The following is an 18,752-nucleotide window of genomic DNA, read 5'->3' as shown; positions in this document are numbered from 1 at the left end:
TGATTATCATTATCGGGTATTAGACTATCATTTTAGGAGGAAAGTCATGCTTAGATCAAAATCCCTTTTGTTATTCAGTCTATTGCTCGTGCTTACTGTAGTAACGGCATGTAATAATAACGAAAACTCTTCGTCCTCTGAAGAAAACCCTTCAGACCAAAATCAAGATGAACAATCAAACGAAGAGCGAACGTTGACTCATGAGATGGGAGAAGTAACCATCCCTTCCAACCCTGAACGCATTCTCGCCCCTTACTTAGAAGATCCTTTAGTAGCTCTTGGAGAGCAGCCTGTGGCACAGTGGGCGATTGGTGACACAGTTCTCGACTACCTACAGCCTCAATTAGAGGGGGTTCCCAAAATAGCCTGGGATCTTCCATTAGAACAAACCATTAACCAGGATCCAGGTTTAATCTTATTCAGCGGTCCATCCGCTCTGCAAAATGGTACGTATGAAGAATACAGTGATATTGCACCGACCTACGTATTCAGTGAAGAAAACAGTTCAGATTGGCGCAAGCAATTAACCCAAATGGGCGAAATTCTTGGTAAACAAAAAGAAGCCGAACAGGCACTGGCTGATTTTGATCAAAAAGCAAAGGAAGCCAAAGCAAGTCTGAAAGAGTCCATTGGCGACGAGTCAGTTGCATTCGTATGGGCTTCAGGTGAACAATTCTATGTTTTCGAAAACACTCGTTATGGTGCAGAAGTTCTATACAACGACCTTGGCGTGACAGAGCCTGAGTTTATTAAAAACCTTCCGGAAGCCGAAGCGCAGTGGAACCCAATCGCATTAGAAAAACTAGGGCAGATGGATGCTGACCATGTCTTTTTAATTGCTCAGGAGGGAGAAGCCGGGTTGGAAATTATTAACAATAGTTCCGTATGGCAAAGCACCCCGGCTGTTGAAAATGACCAAGTCTATCAAATGAACGAACCTAGTCACTGGACCATTGATGGCGTAATTGCCCACGGCATGACTATAGATAAGGTTACAGATACACTAACACAATAGAGAATGAAAAAAGTGTAAACGTAGATGTTTACACTTTTTTTATTGGTTCTGATAAAGGTTATGTTCAATCTTAATCAGAAAAGTTATTACACAATAGGGCCGGATTGTTGAAGACTCAGTTTCGAGATATCTTTGGTCCGTTGCTAATATAAAAAGGGGCTGGCTACGGAAACAACTCGCTTTCCTACGGGGGAACTGGCAAGCCTCCTCGGTCGCTGTCACTCCCTGTGGGGTCTTGCCTAGCTCCTTCTCCCGTGGGAGTCTCGCTGTTTCCTTCGCCAACCCAGCCACGTGAGAATAACGGACCCTTTTCAAGAGAGGATGCTCTCCTCATAAATAGGTTCTAAAATGCTTCTATAACAAGCTTTTTCACATCGTTCTAGCATGAAATAACCTCATCACCCCATGCTTTTTTCTCATCAAGCAAACAGTATGTTAGGTAATTTCGAGTCTCAGATTTGGCCAGGTCCGGAGGGGGACGATGCAGACTCCTGCGGGATGAACATGATCGGTGAGATCCCGCAGGGCTGTTAAGCCCGAGGAAGCTCACCTCATGCCCGCGGAAAGCGAAATCGTCCCCCGGAGGACATTCAGCTTCTCCAATGTCTCGAAACTGAGTCTTCAACAAACGGAAGCTTTTCTTAAATAAAAACTCCAATTGAGCAGATGTGTTCATTACGATCCATACACCCTCTTTGTCCTTTTACCCTAATCAAATCCTGATACTTTACAACTGTATAAATAAGTAATTTAGATATGACTTTTGACCCTTTTTATGATAGAGAACATATTAAGTGAAGTCCTAAAGCAGGAGGTTCGTTTCAGAAGTCGAACAATATCATAATATGACGAGTATGGAGGTTATGAAATGGCTGAAGAACAAACTAGATATTCTCGCCTAGCGCAAATTACCAAGCTTATCAATACCAAACTTGATTTGCGCGATGTTTTAGAGCACGTCGTAACAGCCATATCCGAAGAAATCACACGCTGTGATTCTGTTGGGATTTACCTGCCACAAGAAGATGGCACCTATAGAGGCTACGTCGGGAAACCAGCTCTTCTAAATGGAATGACGCTTGATATGCATATTGTAGATCCAGAATACGATCAACTTGCCAAAGAAGTCATTGAAACGAAGAAAACCATTTACATTCCAGATACCTCAAAAGACAATCGTCCTGATTCAAGGGCGATCCAGGCGTTCAAAATTAATTCTTTACTTGTGGCTCCTATTTTCTACGAAAATGAACTTTATGGATTGGTATTTTTATTCGACTATGGAATTCCTATGGATTTAACCGAGGATGAAATAGAATCCATCAATGCTTATGTAAATATGGCTGCTGTCGCTATACGAAATGCCACTAATTTGACCCGTAAAGAAGATTTGATCGAAGAAAAGCAGCTATTACTGGATGTAACCCGCGAACTCTCACTCTGTTCTTCTCTTCAAGAAGCCATTGACAAATGTTTCTATTACTTAAGTAAAGTGTTAAAAAACAATAACATTGGCGCACATTTCCTTGACCCCGCAGCTGAGTTACAGATGAAGCCCGTCAGCTTGAGTAAAAGCAGTGACTGGACAGAGGATGATTGGAAGAACACACACCAGCAACTAAAGGTTGATTTTACAAATGATGCTGCTTTCCGCGAGGTTGTAGAAGAGAAACACTCCATCATGATTCCTGACGTTACCATAGATTCAAGGCCGAACCATGAGGCATGCACGCGATTTGGTATTAAAGGATTATATATGATCCCTCTGGTAGCTGTAGGAGAAGTACTCGGGACCATAGCAATTGTAAATTTAGAAGAAAAAGGCTATACCTATCCGCGCTATGTTCGCCAGCTTGCTGAATCCATAGTAGATGCCACAGCACCTGTTCTTTTTAATCTAATTTATATGGAAAAACAAGAATGGATCATTAATAAACGCACCTCTGAACTAACGCAAAAGAATAAGGAACTTGAGGAAGCTATCACAGATTTACAAAAAATCAGTAATGAGAAAGAACTTATCCTAAATTCAGCCGGCGAAGGGATCTTCGGGCTTGACTTAGACGGAAAAATCACTTTCGCTAACCCTTCCGCAATCGAACTACTCGGTTATCCGAACGAAGATGGAATCATGGGACTTTCTTACAAAAAGATCTTCTACCAGATTGACGAGGCAGACCATTTCCGAAAATTTGTGGAAGCAGATGATGCCGATCACAATCATAGTCATTCTGATAGTTATTTTAAAAAGAAAAATGGTTCTTACTTTCCGGTCGAATATGTGATTACACCCCAAAGACAAGCTGAGCAGATCGTAGGTTATGTAATTACATTTAAAGATGTGACCTCCAGAACACAAATGGAAGAAAAAATAAAATACCACGCTTATTACGATATGGTAACGAATATACCCAACCGTGTTTTATTTCAAGACAGGCTCAACCAGGCCTTAACATACGCCGAGCTCCATAATCGTTCACTAGCCATTCTGTTTTTGGACTTAGATCGCTTTAAGAAGATTAACGATACATTCGGTCATGGATTTGGAGATACGGTACTCCAAAAGGCAGCACAGCGTCTGGAGTCTGTTATGCCTAAAGATGCCACCGTTTCGAGACAAGGTGGCGATGAATTCATCATCCTTCTACCAAGCGTGAAGGAAGAGCAGGATGCGGTCAATTATGCGAACAAGATCCTCCAGGTCTTCGAGCAGCAATTCACAATAAATGGCCAGGAAATAGCCATTAAAACAAGTATCGGTATCAGTCTTTACCCATCTGACGGATCAGGTGCCGAAGAGCTTATTAAGCATGCCGATTTGGCTATGTACAAGGCCAAGGAGCTTTCAGGGAACCAGTTTCAATTTTATTCATCGGACATCGATAATCGTTCTATAGAAACAATAAAGCTGGAGAACGACCTCTACAAAGCTTTAAACGAAGAAAACTCGTTTATGTTACATTATCAGCCCAAAATGAATCTGGAAACCAAAGAGATGATTGGTATGGAAGCGCTGATTCGCTGGGATCATCCTCATTTAGGGCTCGTTCCACCTCAAACCTTTATACCTCTTGCTGAGGAAACAGGGTTAATCACGAGACTCGGAGAATGGGTATTAAAAGAGGCTTGTAAGCAGATGAATCAATGGTACATGAAGGGATATAAGAATTGGACGGTTTCTGTCAATTTGTCGCCTCAGCAATTCAACCAGAACAACTTAGTTAACGTGGTGATGCGTGTCCTTAATGAAACTCATTTACCAGCAGAGAACTTGGAATTAGAGTTAACAGAAAATCTTATCATTCACAATACTTGTAAAACAACAACTACTATTAAACAACTGAAAAACCTGGGGATTAAAATTTCAATTGATGATTTCGGCACAGGATATTCATCGCTTGGGTACTTAAAGAACTTTCCTGTGGATACCCTTAAAATCGATAAATCCTTTATTGATGACATTACAACTAATAAAAATAATGCAGCGATCACCGATACCATTATCACTTTAGCGAACAGCCTTAAACTTGATGTGATTGCTGAAGGAGTAGAGACGCAGGATCAGATTGATTTTCTTCAAGGCCGTGGGTGCTATTTAATCCAAGGGTTCTTTTTCAGTCGTCCTCTCCCTCCCGGTCAACTGATTGAAGAATTTGTAAAAAAACATTCTAAAAAGGGGTTAAAAAAATGAAATCCGTTCGAGCTGTTCTGGATTACCTAGTGTCAGGAAATGTGTCCAAAATCTTCGGAATCCCTGCAGGGTCCGTTAATGCTTTTTTTGATGAACTTTATGATACACCTACCATTACGCCAATCATTGCTAAACATGAAGGTGCAGCTGCCTATATGGCCGCTTCTTATGCCAAGTACTCTCAGTCTCTCGGAGTCTGTATTGGGAGCAGCGGTCCCGGCGGTACTAACTTAGTTACGGGTGCAGCAAATGCTATGAGGGAACACTTGCCCGTGTTGTTTCTAACGGGCGCTGTACCTGTAAACACTGTTGGACTTAACGCTTCCCAGGAGCTTCATGCAGATCCACTTTATCAATCTGTCACGAAGTACAGTAAACGGGTGGATAAGGCGGAAGACCTTCTCTCTGAAATTCATACGGCCGTAGAAATTGCCCTTACGGGAGTCCCGGGTCCTGTACATATTGCAATGCCGATCGATGTGCAGCTGCACGATATTCCTGCCCCCCGGATTCCAGCTTTCCCATCTCGCACTCCCTTACTGCCGGATGACCAGTTAATCCATGAAACGGTTGACAAAATGACGGAAGTCAAAAGTGGTTATATCTTTGCTGGCCAAGGTATACGGGGGTCAGTTAATGATGTGCTTGAATTAGCCGAAACTCTCCACTGGCCGATTGTCACTACTCCGCAGGCCAAAGGATTGATCCCCGATGACCATCCACTTCTCGCCGGTGTATTCGGGTTTGCCGGTCATGAACAAGCTTCCCAGCTGATTAATGATCGTACAAAGGAAGCGGTTCTTATATTAGGCTCCAGTCTCGGAGAAACGGCCACCAATAATTGGAACCCTAATATTAATAAAGACAAATGGACCATACAGGTCGATTTCGATGCTTCTGTTTTCAATCGAAAATATGTCGTAGATACAGCGATTCACAGCGATGTTCACCTTACCGTTTCTTCTATGATCACAGAATTAAATGCACGCGGAAAGAAAAGAAATTCTTATCCTTCGGAGAACAGGGCTAACGTATCTTTGACGGAAGAGTACAATACTTCCAATGTGCTGCATAAGCTACAAGAAATTTTGCCTTCCTCTTCAAGATATACAATTGATATTGGAGAATTTATGGCCTACGTCATTAACCACATGAATGTCTTTCATGAAGACTCCTTTGATATAAACGTGCATTTTGGGGCTATGGGAAGTGGTATTGGCAGTGCTATTGGCGCCAAAATTGCTGAACCAGAACGGCCAACGATTAGTATTACAGGAGATGGCTGCTTCTTTATGCACGGAATGGAGATCCTTACGGCAAAAGAGTACGATATTCCCGTATTGTTCGTAGTTATGAACAATTCACGTCTTGGCATGGTTCATCATGGCCACTCCCTTCAATATAAACGAGCCCATGAACGATTTTCTCAACAACCGGTGGATATTTCTCAAATGGCTGCTTCCTTAGGTGTACCGTGCGCTCGAATTGACCACCTGGGTGAACTTACTGAAGAAAAGGTTCGCCAGTTGCTTCAAACCACCGGCCCATCTTTGCTGGAAATATCTCTGGTAGATGATACCGTTCCGCCTATGGGAGACCGAGTGAAATTCCTTTCATCCTTTGGAAAATAAGATACTGAACCACTCTCAATTCCAGAGTATTAGTAGAAAAGGTTCAAGTCTGTTTCAGCTCGCATCTGCGAGCTTTTTTTATGAGAGCCCTTCGTATGAGCCCCTCCCTTTTTGAATAACTATGGAAGGAAGCTATAGACAAGGGGTGTAGACAATGAAGAGCTTTCAAGAAACAGCTAAGTTCGAGCACCAGTTCTGGTTGCAAATTTTGGGAGACCATGCCAGGTTTATCAGAGATTCTTTATACCCTTCAGAACAAGAAACGATTGAATTGGCTAAGTCTTACGTACAGTTATGGGATGATTATCTCAATCAATCCAGAAGTGGAACCATACAGGATTGGATGACTTTCAGCCTTCAAGCTGGAGAAAAAGTACGAGAATTTCACCGGTTTAAGCTTGATTTACTTGAGCGCTCTCTCTTTAGTCAAATCAAGATCCACCTTCCTCCCACTTTTATTAATCACATGGTAAATGAACTGGAAGAGTATATGCTGGTTATTGGCTATTTAGGAAAAAGAGAAGTACCGCCTCTCTTCCATGAGCTGCATCACCATCTCCTTTGGTTAATGGACGCTTCAGGACACGCGGGAGCTATTAATGATGAACTGGATGGTGTGGAAAAGCGCTTGAAAGAAAAAAGCGATAAGTTTACGAAGCATTTTGAGCAATTTTACTTAAAAGCCTTAGAAATGAAAGGGTACCTGCGCACTAATCGCCAATCCTTTCCAGCATTAAGAAAATTTAATGATGAAGTAGCTCTTGAAATGAAGATTTTTAAAACCTTTCTGAGAGAACTGGAAGAAATGGAGATGAATGCCGAACTCCTAGGTACTTTTTCTGCTTTAATGGCAGACCATATGGCTCGCGAAGAATGTTATTACTTATTTAAAATAGCTGAGTCTACACAGGGAGAGCACCCTTCCTGTGACCCTACAAAGCCCCGTACGGAATAAAAAAGCACCCACATTGGGTGCTTTTTTATTCTGGCAAATTCTCATTTGGAAGCTTGTAGAATTCACGGATGTAACTATAATCTCCTGCCATACGCCCCACAGGTTTCAGCTTATAAGGGTCAATCTTATCTGTTTCCATATAAAATTCCTCCCTAACATGATAGCCAACAACCTGTCCAAGAATTAGCTGGTTGAGCCCCAGGTCAATGATCCTGTCGAGCTCACACTCCATGCTTACGGGTGAATCCGTAACTAGTGGAGCTTCTACATATGCCGCTTGTTCTGTCCTCGTTCCTGCCTTTATGAATTCATCTGTTTCTCTCGGATGAGCTTTGCTGCTTTCATGCATCTGATTGGCAAGCGACTCAGATACGATATTCACGACAAACTGGCCGGTCTCTTTAATATTAGTGAGTGTATCTTTTTCCCGTTCTACATTTCCCACTGAAAAACATAACGTAATGGGGTCCATTGAAGCTACTGTAAAAAAGCTGAATGGCGCTAAATTGCGTACATTATCAGTACTTTCTGTAGACACCCATGCAATCGGTCTCGGTACAACTGCCCCTTTGATCAACTTACTCATATTATGATCTTTGAAATGATCCTTATGGATTAACAAAGCTTATCCCTCCTGAGAGCCTTTATAACCATCATACGCGAACCGCTTTTCGTTCTCATCTCTCTTGCTCATTGTGTGTTTAATTACAACATTTTAGGGAATATATGGATTAATTCACACAAAATTTCTAATACTTTAAAGGAGGCCCTTTAATTGGGACAATTATGGAGTAGTATAGAGCAAGGGATTGCTGACTTATCAGATTTTTTATGGACGTATCCACTTGCTATTATTCTGATTGCAGGAGGTATTTTTCTTACCATTAGAATCAAATTCTTTCAATTTCGCTTCTTTGGCCACGTTCTCCATCAAACCATCGGTCAGATCTTCAAGAAAACTGATAAAAAAGGTACCATCACCCCATTTCAAGCATTCACCTCTGCCTTAGCCTCTACTGCAGGAGCCACTAATATCGTTGGTGTTCCTATTGCCATCTCCTTAGGAGGCCCCGGAGCATTATTCTGGATGTGGATTATTGCTCTCATAGGAATGGCGACAAAATACTCTGAAATTCTGCTGGGTATGAAGTACAGGGAAAAGAACGAAAAGAACGTTTGGGTCGGGGGACCTCAATATTACATAAAAAAAGCCCTCGGCTGGAAATGGCTTTCCTCAGCCTTTGCGTTTTTTCTTATGCTTGAACTGATTCCGAGTACGATGGTACAGTCCAACTCCATTGCCACACAGGCCGAGGGAGCATTCGGCTGGCCTGTTTATATTACAGGAGCTGTGGTATGTGTCGCTATTGCTGCTGTCGTATTTGGAGGTATTCAGCGTATCGCCAAGGTAACCGATAAATTGGTGCCGGGTATGGTACTGATTTATTTAACTGTCTGCCTTTATGTCATCTTTGCCAATGCCGGTCAGCTACCGGAAGTATTCAGTTTAATTTTCACTTCTGCTTTCACCCCGGTTTCTGCAACAGGAGGATTCGCAGGAGCGGGTGTAGCTCAAGCTCTACGTTGGGGGATTGCCCGCGGTCTGTATTCTAATGAGGCAGGACTGGGAACAGCTCCTATTGCTCATGCTGCTGCCAAGACAGACCACCCTTCAAGACAAGGTCTCTGGGGAATATTCAGTGTCTTTATTGACACGATTGTTATCTGTACCATTTCGGGCATCACCGTGCTAGTTACCGGAGCATGGAAAGAGGTTGGAGGTACAGATGCTTCCAACATGATTAATATTGCCATTGGTACAGAGTTTGGAGACGCCTTTGGCAGTACATTCATTTCGATCTTTCTACTATTTTTTGTTATGACAACCATCGGTATATTAGTTTTCTATGGCGAAAAACAAGCCGAGTATTTATATAACCTTAAATTTGCCCGTGTTATGAGAATCGTTTATATTTTAGCGGTTTTTGTCGGAGCTATCGGAGGGCTGAAATTTGTGTGGCAATTCCTTGATTTGCTTCTTGCCTTTGTGCTGCTTACGAATATCATTCCCCTGCTGTTCCTGCATAAAGAAATTGCTGCTTTAACTGATGATTATGTGAACAGAGTGTATAAGAAACGTAAAAGTAAACAAGAGGTCGAACTGTTTGACGAAGAAGAAGCTGGTTAAACGAATGGACCTAAAATAAAGATCAAAAGAAGCGGGCATGGATGACCATGCCCGCTTCTTTTGATTTTAACGCAAGAATACGTGATTACCTATAACAGTCGTTACTTCTTTACTGCTAAGGTAACTGCTGGAAGCTTTCGAAGGGTTATAGAAGAAAAGAGACTCTCTATCGTATCCCTGATAAGCTACGGCTTCCTCTACAGCCTGTTTCGATTCCTGACTGGCAGGCTGCTCGATCGTCCCGTTCAATACTGGAGAGAATTGAATACCATCATAAATCACTCCATAAATGGAGTCTGGGAATTTATCGCTTTCTACACGGTTTAAGACTACCGTCGCCACGCCCACTTTACCTGAATAACTTTCGCCTTTAGCTTCCGCCTCAACTAAGCGGGCCAGTAAATTTTTCTCCCATTCTTCCGGCAGCACAGGCATTTGCAGCTGTTCTCCTGGATAAATCATGGAAGACCATTTATCATTGACCGCCTTCAGCTGATGGGTAGAAACCCCATAGTTCGATGCAATGCTATATAAGGAATCGCCCTTTTGGACGGTATAAGTTTCTTCAGCACCTTCCGCCTGCGCAGGGAAAGTAAATGAGAATATTCCAGTAAACACCAATAAGGAAACCATTAAATTCTTAAACATATGCAATAAACCTCCCTGAAATAATCTATTTCACACATTAACATGGGAGGTTAAATTTTTTCACTATTAATTCTTTCCAACATTACCAGCTGTACAATGTACGGAAAAGGAGCTTAAATGATTTTACGAACTACTAGAAAGGGTTAAAATGAGAGAAAAAGAGAAAAGCAGGTGATTTTAATGTTAGACACGCACGCCAGAAAGTATGTACAGCCATCTATAGAAAAAACAGCTTCTTTTTTACTCAGAAGAGGAAGGACCCCCAACCAGATAACCATTCTCGCACTTATTGCAGGACTTTCTACCAGTATTCTCTACTTAGGCGGTTATCCAATATTGGGAGTAATCGTATTATGGGTATCAGGTTTTTTAGACGCTGTTGACGGAACGATGGCACGCCATACTAAATCTTCTCCCTTTGGAACCGTCATGGACGTTACGTTCGATCGAATCGTGGAAGTAGCCATGATTGTGGCGATTGCCTATCTGCATCCCGAAGTCATGTGGCCACTACTACTGTTAAGCGTTTCGATCATTATTTCCATGACGGTTTTCCTAGTGGTAGGAGCAGTTTCTGAAAAGGCAGGTATCAAGTCATTTTATTATCAAGCAGGAGCGGCTGAACGATCTGAAGGCTTTATATTCTTTAGTATTATGCTTCTGTTTCCCAACTTCCTTCTATGGTCCACTCTTCTTTTCTTCGCTGTGGAATTGTTCACAGGAATACAAAGGTTCATAGAAGCAAAGCGAATTCTGCAGTAAATGGAAAGGAAACTTAATACGCTGATTTATCTTCTTTCCTTTCCCACTTCTTAAACGGAAGCGCTGCATCCTGTATGTTTATCCTGCGGAAAGGTAGAGATCTCTCCTGTGGATCCTTTGAGACTTCTTTATAGATCAGATTATCATCAAAACCTGCCCGTGAGGCATCATCTCTCCCTGCCGCAAAGTACACCTGCTCAGGACGCGCCCAATAGATAGCTCCCACACACATGGGGCAGGGCTCACAGCTTACATAAAGCTCGCATCCCTTCAATTCAAAGTGATTCAGAGTCTCGCACGCACTTCGAATCGCCTGAACTTCCGCGTGCGCTGTTGGATCCATCTTCTCTGTCACTCTGTTACCTGCTTCCGCGATAATAGTCCCTTCTTTTACAACAATGGCAGCGAATGGACCTCCATCGTGATCCACATTGTCAGCGGCTAATTGAATCGTGTACTTCAGGTATTCTTCTTCACTCATCTGCTACACCTCCTATTACTGAATCTCATTTCTACGCGTGTTTAATCTACCTTTAATAATCAAGCTCCGCCCCTTTCACCCTCTTCACACCTCTCTGAGCGGCCAGGCCTTCTACAAGCTTCAATAGAGCACGATCCTTTTCCTTAGCCTCAATCATGACATCAATCGGCTGCTCTGTCTGTTTCACTATCTTTAGAAAAGGGGTTACAAACGCTTCATCCACATGATCTGCATGACTACGATAAGCCCCTTCGCTCTTTGGAGAAGATAAGTGAACTTTAGGTGGAAACCCGTATCCGGACCACGTTTCGTAAAACCTTGGCAAAAGTTCAGCTAGATCTTCCTCAGCGGTATGGTTAGCCATGTAATGATGATAGTCAAACATCATGGGGATCCCTTCTTTTTCGCATACTTCCAAGGTTTCTGTAGTGGTGTACGTTTTATCATCATTCTCTAAGGTCATTTGCTTTTTGATAGGATCTGGCAATTGCTTTACATTTTCATGAAAGCGCTCCAGGGCAGCTGATTTATCCCCATAGGCCCCTCCGATATGAAGATTAATATGAGATTCATGATGGAGCCCCATCGCTTTTAATAAAGCATAATGATATTCCATGTCTTTAACGGCATTCTCTGTCACATGAGGTTTATCACTCGTGAATAGTGTGAATTGATTTGGGTGAAAACTCGTTCTCAGCTCATGTTTCTTAACGAGCGTACCAATTTCATCATACAACTCCTGAAATGGTGTAATATAATCCCACTCCACTTCGTCATGGGTGGCTAATGGAACAAGTGAGGAAGAGAACCGATATAGTGGTATTTCATGTGCAATATTGTAATGAATGGCCCTGAGTGTATGCTGTAAATTTAGACGGGTAATTCTTTGCAGCTCAGGCAGCCGCTCTTCTTCTTGTAATTTTTTGTATCTTGAAAAGGTCATGGTTTTTGCCGGGGTGGCTTCCCAAAGGGAGAGTGCATGGGCTACGTAGCCGAATCTTATGATCATTTATATAAACTCCTTCACTGCTTGAATGTCTATCAATATATTCCCCTTTTCTCAGGTGTTTAATATACTTACAGCATTTTCATTCATGATTTTCAGCGACAAAAAAAGAATCTTCTTGAAGAAGATTCTCGTCTTTATACAAACACGGGACTTTTAGTAAATGTAAAGCGTTATCATAGAAACAATTATACCTATAAATCCGCACATTAAGGTGTATGGAAGATTTTTTAAAACAATTTGATAAGGATTGACCCCTAAACCGACAGACGTAATCGTTACAATAAGACCATATGGAGCTGACGGAACCGTAGCAATTGCGCAGCTTGCGAGTAAAATCGTCAAAGTTACTGAAGGCAGCGCTTCTATTAACAGACCGCTGACTCCCCCAAAGATCCCCATCGTAGCAATTGGGTGCACGCCGAGCAGGGTTAACACAAGAAATGCAGCTTGAATAAACAACATTATGAGGATAGGGCTGCCTTCCAAAGCCACAATTGGATCCTGTAAATATTGTAAAAATGGAGAAGCATTCAAGGCCTCCGTAAAAAACGATAATGATAATAATAACACGATGAAATTATTTAAATTATTCGTCTGTCTTTTCCAAATAGGCCATCCTATCTGCAAGAAGCTATTTTTTCGCTGTTTTACCACTGCCCATATAAAAGCAAATGGGAATATAGCAATGGTGACGGCAAATAGAAAATCAAATTGAACGACATTTGCCAGGAAAACAACCACCACTAAAAATAGAACAAGAGCAGCTATAAATTCCACCAGTTTCTTTTTTTGGAACTGGGGATGGCTTGATGTCAGTGAATTACTTCCTATATCATGTTTTCGAAAAATGAGCTTTCCGATAGTCGAGTCCAATGTGATTCCAAGAATGGCTACGAGCAGCATCCAGGGCAGCACTTCCAAGTAATTCGCGCCTGTAATGAAGATGGATGTAGCCAATAATATTTCGAGTGGACTCCAAAGTAAGGCAAGGGAATATCCCCGAAGCGTCGCCATGGCTATGAAGCTATTTCTCACTTTAGTTTTAGCCTCTTTTAATTGATTCTTCAACAGGTCTTGTGAAATTGTGGCTGATGATAAATTCAAAAAAGCAGCCAGCGAGACCATCGTTACTTCACTTCGTATGTACAAGGATCCCATACCTTTCACATTCCCGCCGAGCAACGACTGCAGCAATTTATTATATCTTCCAGCTTTCACTACGCTATTCATCCATGGAAGCATAGAAAGAAGAAAAAGCAGACTTATGTTTCCAGCAAAGTAAGAAGGTATTTCATTTACAGAGACGTCACTCGATATAAAGAAAAAAATGCCTATCGCTAACAGCACAACACCAAGGATTCGGAACACCTTGTCAGACCTGGGAAAATTAATAATCAACATCACTATTCCCATGACCCCAATGACAAAGAATAGAATATCATTTGCCCAGAATACGTGAACAATATTTAGCAAGAACACCAATGAGTAAAAGATGTATAGATAATTTGTAATCTTTAAATTCTGCATAACCTCACCTGCCCATAGGCGAACGATACATTGGATATAGGATGAGTTCGTCTACTTATTTTTACCAATGATCTCATCCTATCGGTTACAATGATTATTTTCAAGAAACTTGAATTTCAGGATTGGGTTTATTTCCTATCCTTAAAAAGAGCCCTGATCAACTTCACCGTTTTCTACCGCTCCTGCTAGGATACTTTTTCAATACTCATCCCATCCACTAACTCTTGAAGTTCATAGGTTAATTGATTTAGCTGATCAACAACAGCTTCTAATTCCTGAGACATGGCCAGCTGTTGTTGAGAAGCTGCGGCTATTTGCTCACTGCTTGCTTCGTTCTCTTTAGCAGCATTTTTCAGCTCTTGCATGGAAGCTTGAACCCCAGCTCCACTTGTACGGATTTGGGAAGAACGCTGTCCAGTATCTTTTATCCGGGGAGTAACTTCCGATGTAGCTTTCTGGATACCATTTAATGATCCTTCAGCATTCTCCATCAATTTGTATCCTTCATTTATCTTTAAAGTACATTCATTCATTTCTGAATGGATGACCGCTGATTCTTCCTGAATACCCGATACAACTTTGTGAATGGATTGTGCAGAGTGACTCGACTGGCGGGCTAATTTCCTGACTTCTTCAGCTACAACGGCAAACCCTTTTCCTGCTTCTCCTGCTCTTGCTGCTTCAATAGAAGCATTGAGGGCTAAGAGATTTGTCTTTTCGCTAATATCCCTTATAACAGAAACGAAAGTGGAGACTTCACCTGTTTGATTCAAAAATTGGGCGAATAGCTTTTCTAACTGCTCCACTGAGCGATTTGCCTCCTGAACCCTGTTGCGTGCTTCATCAACAACAGACGCTCCTGCAAGCGACTGTTCATTGGCAAGCTCAGAGTGGTCCTCTACTTCCTTTATATGTTCATCCATTTCTTTAATCGTTTGCAGCAGCTCTGCCAGTTTTCCCGTGTTTTCTTCTGCCTGACCTCTTTGAGTAACAGCCGCTGCATTCATGGTTTGAACAGAACCAGCCATATCCTGAGCAGAATTGGCGCTTTCATTTGTTTCAAACTGAATGACCTGCGCCAGCCTCCCAAGCTCGACCACGCTTCGGTTCACATGCTGGACGACTGCTTCGTACGTCTCTGAACTAAGGCTGCGCTCCTTCTCTATCTCTTTTACTAAATTCCTCTTATGTAGAATTAAGATGAGCGTGGCTCCATAGGTTAGCAAAAGGAACACAGCGTGAATCATAAGCAAAGAGAATTTGTAATTTGGTGTCCCGCACAACAGCACAGGAAAAAAGAAATACCCAACTAAGTGATGGACGGCAAATATACCCGCGCTGATGCTAAGCAGGGCGATAGAGTTATAATAGGCAATTAAAGCAAGAACCATAAATATAGAGAAATGATATTCAACTAACCCGTCGCCTGAAGCAATGATGAGCATTGAGCCGTGAGTTAAGGCTAAGGTAGTGATTAATGGAAGTATGCGGTGATTCGGGTTCGTGCGAAAAAGAGCGAAACCTGTGAATACAAGAGCCGCCGTTATCCCTAAAAGGATATAAAGCAGGGTATTCATAGAAGGTGAAAGATTATTAACCCCCATAAGCAGGGAGTAAGACTCTAAAAATCCAAAAATACGGTGCAAAATATAAACCGTCACTGCAATTATAAGCACTCCGAAAGAAAAACATAACATAAGTAGATTCCCGTTCAGCCTTTTAACCATTACTTTTTACCCACTCCCGTTTTTGTATCTATCTTTACGTAATACTAATGAACTATACTTAATAATACTAATTATTTGATTGCTCTACTACTAATGCGCCTTTATGTATGTATTAATATTCTACTTATCCCTCTGCACCTGCTTGTATAAAAAAAGCTGCCGGAAAACCAGCAGCTTCATTCTTTCCTACATTCTTTTTATCGGATGTTCATCTCAGAAGGTTTAGGTCCTTTTCTTTCTCCGCGGTCTAATTTATTAATGGAGTTCATATCCTCTGCCGTCAGTTCAAAATCAAATACATTGAAGTTTTCTTCGATTCTTGAAGGTGTGACTGATTTTGGAATAACAATGGTCTCGTTTTGCAAGTGCCAGCGGATTATGACCTGGGCAGCTGTTTTATTGTGCTGCTCTGCTATTGATTGAATGGTTTCGTCCTTCAGCACTTCTTTTCCTTGCATTAGTGGACTCCACGCTTCCAGATGGATACCATTTTTGCGGCAGAAATCTTTCAGTTCATTCTGAGCAAGATACGGATGGCATTCGACCTGGTTAACGGATGGTTTTACTTCACATTCTTCCATCAGACGCTCAAGATGGTCAATATCAAAGTTACACACGCCGATCGCTTTTACTTTTCCATCCTTCTGCAGCTGTTCCAGTGCTTTATAAGTTTCTACATATTCATCGTATTCAGGAGTCGGCCAATGGATTAGATATAGATCTACATACTCAAGACCTAGCTTATCCAGACTAGTCTCAAGCGCTTGAATCGTGTTGTTATATCCTTGGTCGGCGTTCCAGACTTTGGTCGTAATAAATAGTTCGTCACGGCCTAAACCACTTTGCTTAATAGCTTCGCCAACCTGTTCTTCATTTTTATAAGCAGCAGCCGTATCTATATGGCGGTATCCTGTTTCAAGCGCCTTTGTTACAGCGGCTACCGCGTCTTTCTGTTCTACTTGCCATACTCCAAATCCTAGTTGAGGCATTTCCACATTGCTATGAAGTGTCATGGTTTTCATAAAAAACTCCCTTTCTTATTAAAGGTTTACAGAGGCAGTGTAGCACAGATGGATTTCCAAATGCTTCTATTCTGCTTACCTTATAAGAAAGAGAGATCTCTTAATATTCATTATAGTCGGTTTGATAAATTTCTACAGACCTTTCATGACCACAAGTTAGTTGATAAGCGAGTGTACCCTCCTGCTCTTCCTTATCGATACTCTGACATGTCTTTGTCGTTATTTGCCCATTCCCGAGCTTATCTCTTCGATTATCGTGTTTATAATTTATATCTTCCCCGTTAAAAGAAAGATCAATAAAAATGGGATCTCCTTCTGTCGTACGTCTCACAATGTGTACCTCATCCACGATCCCTTGCTGAACATTCTGAATAAAAGCATCAAGCTCCTCAATAATCTCAACTTGTTTTTCTACAGCCTTATCCTCAGGTTCTTCTTTGTTCATATCAGCAGAATCCTCCGTACCTTTTTCTTCTTTACTATCCGGTTCCTGGTCTTCCTGCTCCATCGTGCTAATTTCCTGTTCCTTCTTGGATTGATCAGTTTCCTCTTCGGTGCTCTCACCACAGCCGGTTAGCAATAAAGCAAGCAATAAAATCTTCCATATTTTCATGCTTGATCACCTCTATTTCATTAGACGAATCAAATGAATTTACGTTACAACCGGCCGCGGAGAGCTCAGCTTTTTAGTAAGGTAATCTGCCAACTGGAGCCAGTTCCAATATTATAAGCATTCGCAAACGAACCCTGGTTAATGGCTACACCTAAGTTATCAAGTGAATTAACGTACACTAAAGGCTCACCCTTGTGAGTATCAGCAAAAGAACGACCAAAAGTCATCGAGTTATGGTAAGCTTCTCGGCCATCGTGAGTTATCGTTACCTCCAGTGTATCTCCATACCCAACCCCAATTTGTTTGAAGAAATCACGGGGGATGTTGGTCCACAAGTTTCCAAAACGGATGTCCAGTATGTCGATGCTCCCCGCTGCATAATTTCTTCCTATACTTGGTTCCTGAATAGGAAGTTCCTCCAGTGATTTTAACGGTACTTCAGGACCTACTTCTTCAAACGAAATTACTCCAGAGGCAAGTCGTGCTCCTGTATAAGCATAAATATCTCTTCCATGAAACGTATAGGACTCTCCTGACCTCGGAAGTCGATTAATAGTTTCATCAATTTCACGTGCCTGTACAATACCTTCTGTACGCTTAATGTGGGTCAGTGTTCCGTTATCAGGAGTAATTACAAAGTGGCCTGCTCCTGTTTTTACTCCGAGACTCCTTCTCGTCGAACCTACACCGGGATCCACCACTGAAACAAAGACCGTGCCTTCCTTCCAGTATGCGATTGTCTGCCACAATCTATAGGAAGCTTCCCATATATTGAAAGGAGGGATGTCATGCGTTAAGTCAAAGATTGATAACCCCTCAGACACGGAATAGGCCACCCCGTGCATGGCGCTGACTGCCCCGTCACTTCTGCCAAAATCGGATTGTAGAACTAGCGCTTGATTCATCGAATCCCGCCTCTTTTTTTAGTTATAAATTATTGATAGTTTATCCAAATCCTTCAGCAAAATCAACAAGTTTATCGTTTCTGAACACTTTCATAAAAAAATTCTATATTTAATTTGTTAAAACGATTATCCTGCGAAGCCACCCGTGACAACCTGAAGATAAGCTCCCATTACTTGAAGACTCAGTTTCGAGATAAATGGGTCCTTTACGTTAGATGGACAAGGGCAGGTGGGGAAATAACTCGCTTTCCTATGGGGGAACGGTGAGCTTCCTCGCTCGTTTCACTCCCTGTGGGATCTCGCCTAGTCCCTTCTCCCATGGGAGTCTCATCATTTCCCCACCCCCCCAACTATAATGTTGCGAACGGACCCTTCCAGAAGATGAAAGTTCTTCTCCTTAATCTGCATTAAACGCTTTTATAACAGGCTATTGTGCATCGTTATACCCTTAAAAATAGGTACAGAACCACCTGGTCTAATTCCTTACGAGTTAAAGTGGTTTCGAGCTTCTGATTTGGCCAGGTCCGGAGGGGGATGATGAAGACTCCTGCGGGATGAACATGATCGGTGAGACCCCG

At 42.0% G+C, this 18,752-nt stretch carries 15 protein-coding genes; 6 read left to right on the top strand and 9 right to left on the bottom strand.

Annotated elements, in window-relative coordinates:
• Positions 1 to 46: 46 nt before the first annotated feature.
• The 4 genes from ACTWP7_RS13345 (at position 47) to ACTWP7_RS13330 (ending at position 7,292) form a co-directional block, all read left to right on the top strand.
• Complete coding sequence (locus ACTWP7_RS13345; protein WP_443123616.1) at positions 47 to 1,015, top strand: iron-hydroxamate ABC transporter substrate-binding protein; 969 nt, start codon at positions 47 to 49, stop codon at positions 1,013 to 1,015.
• A gap of 868 nt (positions 1,016 to 1,883) precedes the next feature.
• Positions 1,884 to 4,706: an EAL domain-containing protein gene (locus ACTWP7_RS13340; RefSeq protein WP_443123615.1), complete on the top strand. Its 2,823-nt coding sequence runs from the start codon at positions 1,884 to 1,886 to the stop codon at positions 4,704 to 4,706.
• Positions 4,703 to 6,337, top strand: a complete 1,635-nt coding sequence (locus tag ACTWP7_RS13335; protein ID WP_443123614.1) for a thiamine pyrophosphate-binding protein — start codon at positions 4,703 to 4,705, stop codon at positions 6,335 to 6,337. Before ACTWP7_RS13340 ends, ACTWP7_RS13335 begins: the two co-directional genes overlap by 4 nt.
• A gap of 154 nt (positions 6,338 to 6,491) precedes the next feature.
• Entirely contained in the window at positions 6,492 to 7,292 is an 801-nt protein-coding gene (locus ACTWP7_RS13330; RefSeq protein WP_443123613.1) for a DUF2935 domain-containing protein, read from the top strand.
• 25 nt (positions 7,293 to 7,317) lie between these two features.
• Here ACTWP7_RS13330 and ACTWP7_RS13325 read toward each other — a convergent pair whose 3' ends face one another.
• The gene (locus ACTWP7_RS13325; protein WP_443123612.1) at positions 7,318 to 7,914 is read right to left on the bottom strand and encodes a flavin reductase family protein; all 597 of its coding nucleotides are present in this window, start codon (positions 7,912 to 7,914) and stop codon (positions 7,318 to 7,320) included.
• 153 nt (positions 7,915 to 8,067) lie between these two features.
• Here ACTWP7_RS13325 and ACTWP7_RS13320 point away from each other — a divergent pair, with 153 nt between their 5' ends.
• The gene (locus ACTWP7_RS13320; protein ID WP_443123611.1) at positions 8,068 to 9,480 is read left to right on the top strand and encodes an alanine/glycine:cation symporter family protein; all 1,413 of its coding nucleotides are present in this window, start codon (positions 8,068 to 8,070) and stop codon (positions 9,478 to 9,480) included.
• A gap of 66 nt (positions 9,481 to 9,546) precedes the next feature.
• Here the strand turns inward: ACTWP7_RS13320 and ACTWP7_RS13315 are convergent, their stop codons facing one another.
• The gene (locus ACTWP7_RS13315; RefSeq protein WP_443123610.1) at positions 9,547 to 10,128 is read right to left on the bottom strand and encodes a cell wall hydrolase; all 582 of its coding nucleotides are present in this window, start codon (positions 10,126 to 10,128) and stop codon (positions 9,547 to 9,549) included.
• 180 nt (positions 10,129 to 10,308) lie between these two features.
• Here ACTWP7_RS13315 and ACTWP7_RS13310 point away from each other — a divergent pair, with 180 nt between their 5' ends.
• Positions 10,309 to 10,890: a CDP-alcohol phosphatidyltransferase family protein gene (locus tag ACTWP7_RS13310; RefSeq protein ID WP_443123609.1), complete on the top strand. Its 582-nt coding sequence runs from the start codon at positions 10,309 to 10,311 to the stop codon at positions 10,888 to 10,890.
• A gap of 13 nt (positions 10,891 to 10,903) precedes the next feature.
• Here the strand turns inward: ACTWP7_RS13310 and ACTWP7_RS13305 are convergent, their stop codons facing one another.
• From ACTWP7_RS13305 to ACTWP7_RS13275, 7 genes are all read right to left on the bottom strand, one after another.
• Complete coding sequence (locus tag ACTWP7_RS13305) at positions 10,904 to 11,371, bottom strand: nucleoside deaminase (RefSeq protein WP_443123608.1); 468 nt, start codon at positions 11,369 to 11,371, stop codon at positions 10,904 to 10,906.
• Between the two features lie 52 nt (positions 11,372 to 11,423).
• Complete coding sequence (uvsE, locus tag ACTWP7_RS13300) at positions 11,424 to 12,380, bottom strand: UV DNA damage repair endonuclease UvsE (RefSeq protein ID WP_443123607.1); 957 nt, start codon at positions 12,378 to 12,380, stop codon at positions 11,424 to 11,426.
• Between the two features lie 153 nt (positions 12,381 to 12,533).
• Complete coding sequence (locus tag ACTWP7_RS13295; RefSeq protein ID WP_443123606.1) at positions 12,534 to 13,907, bottom strand: hypothetical protein; 1,374 nt, start codon at positions 13,905 to 13,907, stop codon at positions 12,534 to 12,536.
• 185 nt (positions 13,908 to 14,092) lie between these two features.
• Positions 14,093 to 15,583, bottom strand: coding sequence for a methyl-accepting chemotaxis protein (locus ACTWP7_RS13290; RefSeq protein ID WP_443123605.1), 1,491 nt, complete (start codon positions 15,581 to 15,583; stop codon positions 14,093 to 14,095).
• 248 nt (positions 15,584 to 15,831) lie between these two features.
• Positions 15,832 to 16,656, bottom strand: coding sequence for an aldo/keto reductase (locus ACTWP7_RS13285; protein ID WP_014641499.1), 825 nt, complete (start codon positions 16,654 to 16,656; stop codon positions 15,832 to 15,834).
• Positions 16,657 to 16,756: 100 nt separating this feature from the next.
• Complete coding sequence (locus ACTWP7_RS13280; RefSeq protein WP_443123604.1) at positions 16,757 to 17,269, bottom strand: DUF4362 domain-containing protein; 513 nt, start codon at positions 17,267 to 17,269, stop codon at positions 16,757 to 16,759.
• Between the two features lie 65 nt (positions 17,270 to 17,334).
• Positions 17,335 to 18,174 carry an SAM hydrolase/SAM-dependent halogenase family protein gene (locus tag ACTWP7_RS13275; protein ID WP_443123603.1) on the bottom strand — a complete coding sequence of 280 codons (840 nt, stop codon included), beginning with the start codon at positions 18,172 to 18,174 and terminating at the stop codon, positions 17,335 to 17,337.
• Positions 18,175 to 18,752: the final 578 nt, after the last annotated feature.

The organism is Halobacillus sp. B29, from assembly GCF_052246755.1.
Classification (GTDB): Bacteria; Bacillota; Bacilli; order Bacillales; family Halobacillaceae; genus Halobacillus; species Halobacillus halophilus.
This window is presented reverse-complemented; position numbering and strand designations above follow the sequence as displayed.

What these genes read in the sequence shown, in the direction of transcription:
- ACTWP7_RS13345 (WP_443123616.1), top strand. Translation starts at nt 47, where the DNA reads ATGCTTAGATCAAAATCCCTTTTGTTATTCAGTCTATTGCTCGTGCTT.
- ACTWP7_RS13340 (WP_443123615.1), top strand. Translation starts at nt 1,884, where the DNA reads ATGGCTGAAGAACAAACTAGATATTCTCGCCTAGCGCAAATTACCAAG.
- ACTWP7_RS13335 (WP_443123614.1), top strand. Translation starts at nt 4,703, where the DNA reads ATGAAATCCGTTCGAGCTGTTCTGGATTACCTAGTGTCAGGAAATGTG.
- ACTWP7_RS13330 (WP_443123613.1), top strand. Translation starts at nt 6,492, where the DNA reads ATGAAGAGCTTTCAAGAAACAGCTAAGTTCGAGCACCAGTTCTGGTTG.
- ACTWP7_RS13315 (WP_443123610.1), bottom strand. Translation starts at nt 10,128, where the DNA reads ATGTTTAAGAATTTAATGGTTTCCTTATTGGTGTTTACTGGAATATTC.
- ACTWP7_RS13310 (WP_443123609.1), top strand. Translation starts at nt 10,309, where the DNA reads ATGTTAGACACGCACGCCAGAAAGTATGTACAGCCATCTATAGAAAAA.
- ACTWP7_RS13305 (WP_443123608.1), bottom strand. Translation starts at nt 11,371, where the DNA reads ATGAGTGAAGAAGAATACCTGAAGTACACGATTCAATTAGCCGCTGAC.
- uvsE (WP_443123607.1), bottom strand. Translation starts at nt 12,380, where the DNA reads ATGATCATAAGATTCGGCTACGTAGCCCATGCACTCTCCCTTTGGGAA.
- ACTWP7_RS13295 (WP_443123606.1), bottom strand. Translation starts at nt 13,907, where the DNA reads ATGCAGAATTTAAAGATTACAAATTATCTATACATCTTTTACTCATTG.
- ACTWP7_RS13285 (WP_014641499.1), bottom strand. Translation starts at nt 16,656, where the DNA reads ATGAAAACCATGACACTTCATAGCAATGTGGAAATGCCTCAACTAGGA.
- ACTWP7_RS13280 (WP_443123604.1), bottom strand. Translation starts at nt 17,269, where the DNA reads ATGAAAATATGGAAGATTTTATTGCTTGCTTTATTGCTAACCGGCTGT.
- ACTWP7_RS13275 (WP_443123603.1), bottom strand. Translation starts at nt 18,174, where the DNA reads ATGAATCAAGCGCTAGTTCTACAATCCGATTTTGGCAGAAGTGACGGG.